This window comes from Nostoc sp. 'Peltigera membranacea cyanobiont' 213, assembly GCF_002245975.1.
Classification (GTDB): Bacteria; Cyanobacteriota; Cyanobacteriia; order Cyanobacteriales; family Nostocaceae; genus Nostoc.
Genome location: NZ_NOLI01000215.1, coordinates 1 through 9100 on the forward strand (window position 1 = coordinate 1; position 9100 = coordinate 9100).

At 44.3% G+C, this 9100-nt stretch carries 11 protein-coding genes; all 11 read right to left on the reverse strand.

Features of this window, described 5'->3' with window-relative positions; genetic code table 11:
• Positions 1 to 555: 555 nt before the first annotated feature.
• Positions 556 to 3777 carry a plasmid replication protein, CyRepA1 family gene (locus tag CDG77_RS32165; protein WP_223270093.1) on the reverse strand — a complete coding sequence of 1074 codons (3222 nt, stop codon included), beginning with the start codon at positions 3775 to 3777 and terminating at the stop codon, positions 556 to 558.
• Positions 3778 to 4005: 228 nt separating this feature from the next.
• Positions 4006 to 4605, reverse strand: coding sequence for an alpha-ketoglutarate-dependent dioxygenase AlkB family protein (locus CDG77_RS32170; RefSeq protein ID WP_094333264.1), 600 nt, complete (start codon positions 4603 to 4605; stop codon positions 4006 to 4008).
• A gap of 45 nt (positions 4606 to 4650) precedes the next feature.
• Positions 4651 to 5409, reverse strand: coding sequence for a hypothetical protein (locus tag CDG77_RS32175; protein WP_094333265.1), 759 nt, complete (start codon positions 5407 to 5409; stop codon positions 4651 to 4653).
• Positions 5410 to 5436: 27 nt separating this feature from the next.
• Entirely contained in the window at positions 5437 to 5895 is a 459-nt protein-coding gene (locus CDG77_RS32180; RefSeq protein ID WP_094333266.1) for a DUF1392 domain-containing protein, read from the reverse strand.
• Positions 5892 to 6290, reverse strand: a complete 399-nt coding sequence (locus tag CDG77_RS32185; protein ID WP_094333269.1) for a helix-turn-helix domain-containing protein — start codon at positions 6288 to 6290, stop codon at positions 5892 to 5894. Before CDG77_RS32185 ends, CDG77_RS32180 begins: the two co-directional genes overlap by 4 nt.
• Positions 6291 to 6307: 17 nt before the next feature.
• Positions 6308 to 6562: a hypothetical protein gene (locus CDG77_RS32190; RefSeq protein WP_223270094.1), complete on the reverse strand. Its 255-nt coding sequence runs from the start codon at positions 6560 to 6562 to the stop codon at positions 6308 to 6310.
• A 125-nt stretch (positions 6563 to 6687) separates the two neighbouring features.
• The gene (locus CDG77_RS38190; protein WP_223270095.1) at positions 6688 to 7098 is read right to left on the reverse strand and encodes a hypothetical protein; all 411 of its coding nucleotides are present in this window, start codon (positions 7096 to 7098) and stop codon (positions 6688 to 6690) included.
• Positions 7099 to 7215: 117 nt separating this feature from the next.
• Entirely contained in the window at positions 7216 to 7392 is a 177-nt protein-coding gene (locus tag CDG77_RS37095; protein WP_190234127.1) for a hypothetical protein, read from the reverse strand.
• A 116-nt stretch (positions 7393 to 7508) separates the two neighbouring features.
• Positions 7509 to 7712, reverse strand: coding sequence for a hypothetical protein (locus CDG77_RS32200; protein ID WP_094333267.1), 204 nt, complete (start codon positions 7710 to 7712; stop codon positions 7509 to 7511).
• A complete protein-coding gene (locus CDG77_RS32205) occupies positions 7705 to 8031 on the reverse strand; it encodes a hypothetical protein (RefSeq protein WP_094333268.1) in 327 nt (108 codons plus the stop codon). The genes CDG77_RS32200 and CDG77_RS32205 overlap by 8 nt, the downstream gene beginning before the upstream one ends.
• Before the next feature lie 115 nt (positions 8032 to 8146).
• Positions 8147 to 9100 (reverse strand): hypothetical protein (locus CDG77_RS32210; RefSeq protein ID WP_223270096.1); only part of this gene is annotated, 954 nt, incomplete at its 5' end.

Genomic DNA, 9100 nt, shown 5'->3' on the forward strand with positions numbered 1-9100 from the left:
GGGCATGGGGCATTGGGCGTTGGGCATTAATTATTCTCGCCGCTCCCCTGCTCCCTCATATTCGACTAATAAAAAAGCCCGAAACCTTTGAAGAGTTCCGGGCGCGTTCTGATTCATTGGCATGACGCTATTTACCCGGAATTTAGTCTGGGCCAAAAGTAAAAGCCATAAAACCAGCTACTCAAATAAGCCAGATGAAATTTTCAGATTAGTTGCTAAATTATTATTTTTCTCAAAAAGATTCGTAAAAACTGCCGTAAAAATAGAATGAAATAGCCCTGGGTTTATTCTGGTATGCAAGATGGCAGTAGAACTATTTCCATCATCCTTTTGTTGCGACTGTAGACATGAATTGGATTTCTCTGAGAATACCATCTCTGAGATGAAAAAGATGAGCATCCTTAAACGAGTTACTTTAGGAGACGGAGGAGATAACAAACACACAATTGTTTTTTTCAATGGCTTGGCAATAAGAGATTATTTGCTTCCGCATAGGAAACTGCACAATAACCGACTCACATTTTCGGTTTTGATGGAACAATGAACTACTTTGACCTACACAGCTTCTAGCCAATCGCACACCACAGACCTACACTCGCTCCCAAAGTTAACCCAAACCTGCCACTGTCCCAAATACCCATTCCAGTAAGGTTCACCATCAGCAACGCCAATAGCTTCACCAAGCTGGGAAACCATCTGTTGGTAGAACCGACCAGCGCTGTCGAGTCCAAGGTGCATTTTCAGGTTCAGCCCCTTCCATCCTTGGGTAACAGGACTTTCCACGGGCGTGAGTGTTTGAGGAATATCCTGGGGAGTGGTGTCAATGACTGGTGTAGTTGTACTTATATTATTAGTGACTGACACCGATTCCCTTGAAAACGCTTCATCTCGATTTAACCACTGTCCAAAAATCGAATCACGTTGGTCATCAGGTGCAACAAACTGGTAAACGCACTCCCGATTTTCACGCTTACCCAACCGACCGACGTAATCCAATTTCAAATCAATCTTGGCAAGTAGTTTCTGTGCGATCGCTATGGAAGTAAGTTTTTCTGAGATACTGACATGAAGGTAATTTTTGATAACGTGCCGATGCTTTACAGCTAGCGCTTTAAACTCCAGCATCTTTTCATCAGACCCCCGCAACTGAACGTCTGGTGTAAGAAACTGCAACAGATTGAGGCTTTCGAGTAACAAAACAGCAGGCAATAGCTGCCCCTTGTTAAAATCTGGTTTCCAAATCGAATTCTCCCCAGCTTCCAATTGCGCTGCTGCCCGTTTAACATCACATTTTGTCAAAAACTCCCGCCCCAGTGTCAAATAGTAGTGCATCCGCAGTTGAGGATACCACCCGTCGTCATCCTTCTCAACCAAATCAGGGGTTACGTCAATTTCGTAGCGGCGGGATAATTCCGCCTTGCGCTGCTGGTGTCGTTCAGTTTTGGTTTTCGCCCGTTTGTCTTGCAGCTTTTTGAGTTCAGCCCCAGAGAGTTCATCAGAATTAGCGATCGCTTTACACTCAGCAGCATACAATTCAACAGATGCCGCCTTAACCGACTCAATTACTGCCCCACTCTCATCATCATCAGCATCGTCAGCATCGATAACGGTGTACCCATCTTCGACCAAACCCGCAAGCACAGACTCTCGATAACGCCTCATCTCAACGTTGATTACAGAACCACGCTTGCCCCAAGTCTGCAATGACTCTGGCTGAAAATTCTGGTCAACATAGCTGTAATCGTCATTGTCCGCCGCCGACAACAGCGCAATGTTCGCTTGTGTCGCAACGTGTTGACTTCTGAGCAATCCTCCAATGGATGTAGAGCCATTCCCGACAACCGACATCCCCCACTCTCTAACCCAGATATGACGGTCAACTGTTTCCCTAACCCTTGCCAACATCTGCCGCACAGAATTAACCGGCTGTACACCCTGAAAAATCCCCCAAACACCATCAAAATGTCCTCGAATGTCGATGCTGACCCCAGTTTCTAAACTTGGAGAAGCGATAACTAAATCATACTGGGTAAGAATTTCGTTCAGGTGAGCAATACAACCGAAAGCCGCATGAGATGGATCAGCAACAGATTCACTGTCAATTCGCAGTATCCGCAGGTGTGGGAATTTACGGCGAAACCGTTCCTCCAATGCTTGGGTTCCCCATTTAGACTTGGCTTTCTGAGCAGAGCAGCAGAGTAAATGATGCCCCCCAATAGATATCGCTTTGTCGAGTGCAGCGATAAGATTCTTCGGGTTACTGCCAGAATAGTTGTAACAGTTACCAGCTACGTGGCGATAGTTGTTGACGATGACAAACGGATTAACTCGATATTCCCCAGCGAGTGATAAAACATACTTTACATCGGTGTCAGAAACATCGGCGCTTGATAGATAAATCTTTCCCTGACTGCTGCCTAAAACATTCTGTACCAGTTGTTTAAGATTTTTGAGAACGGACACTCGACGTTTTTGCACTTCAGTACCAGAGTTAAGTAAATGCCAGAATACTTGGTCGCACTCGTCAATAATAATGACATCATTTGACCAGTCGTTAGGGTTGAATCGTGCTTGGCTCTCTTGATGCAGCGAATCAACACACACCCCGTAACCTAACAATGTGCCTGTCTCATTCGTGCGGACTTCGGTAACATAGTTAACACCAAACCGATTACACAACGCCTCACCTAGCTGGATGCGATGGGTGATTATTAATACCCGTCTCTCTTGGTCGTGTGCTTTCGCCACCTCAGTTGCCAGCCATTCGGTTTTACCTGTTCCTTTGGGAGCTTTGAGGATAATCAGCTTTTCACCTTCCGGGACGAGAAGTTGGCCGAGGAATCTTTGGTTGAGAGCGATCGCTGGCGGATAAGTTAACAGAGTAAACAGCTTAATCTCCCACAACTCCAGTGCAACGGCTGTGTTGTAGAGTGCGTCAAATGCTGGCTGACCTTTGGCAACGATAAAATCATCAACACCTTTCTCTTGCCCAAAAGGTAAATCAATCACCCGCAGCGAACAACCCTCATTTACCAACAGCCGTCCCATGCGACTGATAGCGGTTCTGACTCGCTGGACTGTCTCTGGCTTGTTATCCTGGTCAAAGCAAATATTAATCTGTCTCCCATGTGTTGCAAAATATTTCAAGTCTGGAATCAGGGATGGTTTACCGATGGCAGTACCGTACTCATCCTGGGGGGTGCGGTATCCAGCATTGACACCAGGAATAGCGATCGCTGCATAACCAGCAGTTAGTAATGCCCCCGCTTTCTTGACACCTTCGACAATTGTAACTGGGACGTTGTGCCGCCAAACCCAGTGCCAGAAACCGCCGGGATGCTGCAAGTCTTCTTCAGTAATGGGGATGCCGCTACGATTGGAAACTTTCACCCAAATGCGATTCGGTATTAAAAGGAAGAAAGCGCGTGTCTCTTCTCTGAATGGATGCTCGTACTTGATAAACTTGTGGATCTTCTGGCGGTCGCGTCGGGGATGGTCAGGTTTGAAACAGCCCCACATCATACTGACGTAGTTGTTGAGGGGGTCAATTCCACTGCACCACCAGCCGCCTAATTCAATCTGCTGGTACTTCTTTAAATCGCGATCGCGTAATCGCCCATCATTGCGACGGGAGATTTTGGGACTGTAGAGGAGATATTCGTAAGGTAAAGTCCCAGACAGCGATCGCACATTCAGAGCAATGATTTCTTCGTCAACGCCACTATTTAACCATTCTTGTAAGTGTAGAGCTTGAGAATCGGTTTCGATTATATTCATATCCCCTCCAGTATTTTGAAGCAATGCAAAGCTTGGGGTATTGAGTCATACCGCCTTTTAGGTGAGTTACGTAGACACGGGTTAAAGAAGCGTGGTTTTAAGGGAAGCAATCAACAGGACTTGTATTGGTAGTTGTTTTTTTCGTCCTATTGACTGCTTTTTAACCAGACTAACTAGTACACATGAACTAAGAAACTGTCACTTTACATGATCTGAGTCAAGTCAGAATCATCTCCCACCTCCGGTATGTGGTCGGAAAGTCAGATTAATTCGGGTGCTAACGACTTTGTTGGTCTTAGGAACTTGGTGAAGGTGGGTTGATTGACAACCGGGGTGCATCACAAGTAAGCTGCCGTGTTCCAGCCAGAAGTCGGTTGGTTTGCCATATCTCGGTTTGATTTGGAATTTGCGACATGACCCCAGGCTGACTGATGCGATCGCAGGGTTGAATCCCATCGATGGTTCATTGTCGGAATGCCACCCGATTGAATCCATACCTGTCCGGTACTGATTACCAATGACGATACGGAATTTGTAACTAGTTAACGCAGTGATTTTGTCCCGCAAGTAAGCGAGTTTTTCTGTCCAAGTCAGGGGTTTCAAAAACACGCTGTTCGAGTAAAGGTAATCACATCCGGCATCACCATAAATACACTCCAGGCGGGGGACAGGCATTGTTTTACCCGCGATCCTGATTTGGTTCTGCTGCCACTCCAGTTTCAAACAGTGTTGGTAAAGTTCATTGGCAAGTTCCTGACTTAAGAAATCGGGGTAGTAGGTGACTGGTAAAACTGGGGTTGATTCAGCAAATAAATTGAGTTGTTGCATGGTACTTTTCTCCAATTAAAGAAAGTATTCTGAAGACAATTGCTGTTAGTTTTGACCAGTAGAGAAAACCTCAATCAACACACTTTCTGGATACAAACCGACTTTTCCAAAACGTGGGTCATGAATGCGTTCTATTTCTATTCCTTGTTTGCGACACAATGCGCTTGCCTTTCGACCTTTAGTACCGGCTTCCTTTACAGATATTTCTAAACCTTGAAGATTGGCGAAACCGACAACACTGTATTTATGTCCGCAGGGTGTATTTACTCTGTCTTGTTCAACTTCAACAGCTTTGAGTCTCGCCAAGATTTGAGTTTGTTGCTGTTGTTGCTCCAATAAATATTGTTCTTGCTGTGCCATCTGTTGAGCGATTGCTGCGAGTAACTGTATTTGTGTCATCGCAGTTTCGCTATTAGAGGCGGGTTTAGTCCAGCCCAATTTGTCTTGAATCCATGCCCGAATGCCGATGGTGTTGAATGAACGGCATACCAATCTGGCTTGCTTAGTACAGTATCGCCCAGCTTCGTAAGCGTAGTACTCTAGGATAATTGCGATCGCCATATCAGGGATACCGATGGTTCTCCACTCTCGAAGTTCACCAGTCTCAAATCCTTGTATGATAATGCTTTGAGCTAATTTAGTCGGTTTTAGTTCACCACTTTGAAGATGATTAATGATTGCAGCGTGGTCTACTCCAGCTAGCCTTGCAGTTGCTCGAATACTCGCTTTAGCCTGACCATTAGCGTCAACTTCAATCTCTTCTTTAATCTGTTCGATGATTTCGGCAATTTCAATTTGCGACATAATTTTTCGTTGTGTAATTAGAAAGAATTAAACATTTACCCGCACCAAACTTTTTTCACCAACCAGTGAGAAACGATTCGATATAGTCGGTGTCTTAATTAACGTTGGCGACATCAATTCAACGATGTAAAACCAAGAATTATGCACCAGCGCAATCCCCAGAATCAGCCGTTGTTTTGTTCCTTTATCGTGAGAGCAAAGGATCACTCTTTCGCCCAAAACAAAAGCAGGTTTTTGCACAGTGATACTTTCTAGCTCTCCAGTCCCGATGATTTGGTTCTGTGTGGCGTGGAGGATTTCTTTACCGCAATCAATTGAATAAATCCAACATTCGTGCTTCCATTGCATACCGCAGCAGTAACCGAATGTTCTTGTGGTTCGCAGGAAAACTCTCTCCAGTAAATTCACCTCAAGGGGTGGAATTGTTCCACGCCAAGGTGGGGAGAGATACCAACTTGTTTGAAGTGCATTAACGTGGTCAATCATGCTTTTCTTCCTAATAGGTAATTAATCGCTTCAACATCAAGAGCAGCAATACGTTTTTTAATGGATTGTGGGGGATTGTCAAAAAACTGTTTTAAATCCCATTTCCGAATTTGGTAATGTCTAGCAGAGCGTCTTGTGGCTTTGAGCCATCCTCTTTTTACCCACCTTGTGACAGTTGAGAAATTCAATTGAAGAACTTGAGCAATTTCTTTACAAGAATAGTTATCAAGAGTGGGACGGGCTGAATAACCTAAGCTATTTAACTTCAGATAAATTGCAATTGGTGTGCGTTGATATCCTCGCCTTTTTAGGATTGAAGCTATTTGTTTAACTGTATAGACTTCAGCTTTCGCCTCAATAATTGCGAGTTCCTCATCAGTCCATTTGATACTCATCTGATTACCTCCCATATTTATGCAGATTTAGCATCAGATTGTCCTTGTACAATTCGAGCGCTGATTGATTCAAAGTCAACTTGAAAGATGTTCATATCTGTGGACATTTCCCCAGTGTTGTAGCGGTCTACGATGTGTTGTCTGATTGCGGATTGATTTAGCCCATCAGGGATATCGATGTGCGCTTCACTGATGATTTTTTCGACTACTGTGACATAGAGATAAATCGGTTCGGGAGGGTTGCATAAACCTAGTTTTATTTCAGTAACCATGTTCACCTCGGTTAAAGTTTCATTGATTAGTGTTCTGTGTGCAATAATGGGAATTCTGTAGCGGGAGAAAAACTTCCGTGCGTTCACCTAAAGTAATGGCATTCCTTTAGGTGAACGCTTTTTTACTAATTAGAAGGTTCAGGGTTACGCTCTAACTCCCATTGCAAATAAGCCAGTGCAGTTTGAGCATCGGCAATGTTTAAATCAGGGGTATATCCCAAGTCCAACAGTTGTCTGTAGTCTGGGTGTGTAGCAATAAGGGATATTAGAGTTTGAGCTTGTTCAACTAATTGGTGGAGGCTGGGGCTAGACATTTCAATACCCAGCCGTGAGCATAAATCCTGCCTTCGGCACGCTCCGCGAACAGCTTTAACACCTATTGTTCCTGGTTCAATTTCGGTTTCTAACTCTTCAAGCAGAGATTGAAAATTCGGGTGTTCATCGTTGATTTCAATCTCAAATAAATCTGCACTCTTTGTAACGACGGTTGCCCAATCTGGCAGAGTAGCTGAAATGGTCTTCGCGTAAAGTTTCATGATTTTTCCTGATTTTTTCAGATTGGAAGTGATGCTTAAATCTTCATTTATTTCCTGTTATTGACAAGTTAAAAAGGCTCTAGCACTAACAACAAAAATCCCTAGACAGTGTTCTATTTATAGAAAAATAAAACTGTCTGTATAGCTTTCACTTTTCTGTCCACAATTGCCTTCCCATACAACCATTACAGCCCAAATGCCACTAGGAAATTTGTAAATTAACTCTACTAACTCTCCTTGGATTTCAGGACAATTTCTTAACTGAATTCTAAAACAGTACATTTTGCTATTCATTGATTTAAACCTCAAATAAATCCGCGTTATTTGTAACGACAGTTGCCCAAGTAGGTAAAGTCTGTGCAATGGTTTTAGCGTAAAGTTTCATGATTTTCTCCTCTGGGATTAATAACCTAAAAATCCTCGGCAATCTCCAACAAAAAACCGCGCCCCGTGTTCTGTACTTGCACCAGTTCTTTATCTAGTAGTGTTTGAATTACTGAATCGGAGAATTGAAATTGCAAACGGTGCAGAGGTACACAACCCCCGCAAAGCCGAATCGAACGCAGCAAATGATTGGCTCTACGGTCAAAACTGGGGTCAACCGTCTTAGGCATTTGTGGAACCTCCGGTTAATACGGCTAACTGTTGTTGCAGAATAGAGATTTGCTGTTGGTAAAACTTAATCTCTGCGGTAATTTCTGAGAATAATTCTTCTGGTGTGAGCGGTTTAATTTGATCCTCTTTCAAGTACGATATTTCATCAGAATTCTTGTTAGGCATCAGCACATAACGCCAACCATCATCAAATTGTTCAGCTAATTCTGTACCGGAGGGGTAGTAGTAAAGCCCTAGAATCGTGCCTTGTTCTGTACGCTGCTCCAAATCAAAGCGAGGGTAGCCCCAGTGTTGGGGGATTGAGATCGTAGGTTTCATAGATTTAATTGGGGATTGGTGAATAAATAATTAGGGAAAGGGCAAAGGGGAAGGGAATGAAGAAATTTACCTTTCCCCCTTACCCTTTAACCTTTTCCCAGGCGAAGCCCAAGACTTACGCCGTGACTAACTCCGTTCTCTCCAGCAGCCGTTGCAATTTATCGCCAGTTAGCTGTTCTAAGGGCTGATCTAAAAAATATTCCTCAAAAATGGATTTACCATCAGTAGACACATCCACCATCGACAATGAGCGCACGGCATCAAGCACCGAGTTAGAATACTGCTGCTGACGTGAATAACGCCTCTTCACCCACCAGTTACCCTCAGTGCATCCGACTTGCCCCAGTTTCACGCCGTTGTTGTTGTAAATGCCATCATCGAGAATTTCAAACCCATAATTCTGGCACTCGTTGAAGATATGCGCCATGATGTGGTTTTCGGTCGTAGAAGAGGATAAGGAGCAGGGTGCGGGGTGCAGGGGGGAAATTTCTTCTCCCTTGCTCCCTGCTCCCTGCCCCCCTGCTTCTTCCTGCACAGATAATGAGCCATCTTTATAGTGAGTGCAGATGAAGCGATCGCAACGCATTAGAGTGTTGGCACGGAATACTTCTTTATCATTGACCATTACTACCCAGCGTTGGGTTAAGTGGTTGTCGTCATGGCTGATGCTGGCTACCAGTTGATTACCAGCGTAATATTCGTGATGGTCAAACGAGATTTCGACTATTCTGAGGGGTTCGGGAGCGATCGCTTGGGCTTGGGTTGCGATGTAGTTGTCGAGTTCGGCTTGGGCGAGGGCTTGGTTGTCGGGGGCAGCAGGGGTGAGTTTCTGAACTTTGCTTGCTTGGTAATTAGCGATCGCAGTAATCCATGCGTCCTTGCAGCGTTTGTCGCTTACTTCGACTGTGCAGGCGATTTCGCTGTAGATTTGCTTCAGACGGGCAATAGATTTCAGTTGCAGCTGTTGTTGGCTGTAGATTTGGTATGTCATGATTGATAAAGTCTTAATGGACATAGAGAAGCGCTTCAGATTTCCGGTCGGGGGCGCTTTCTCTATATAAATATTGTA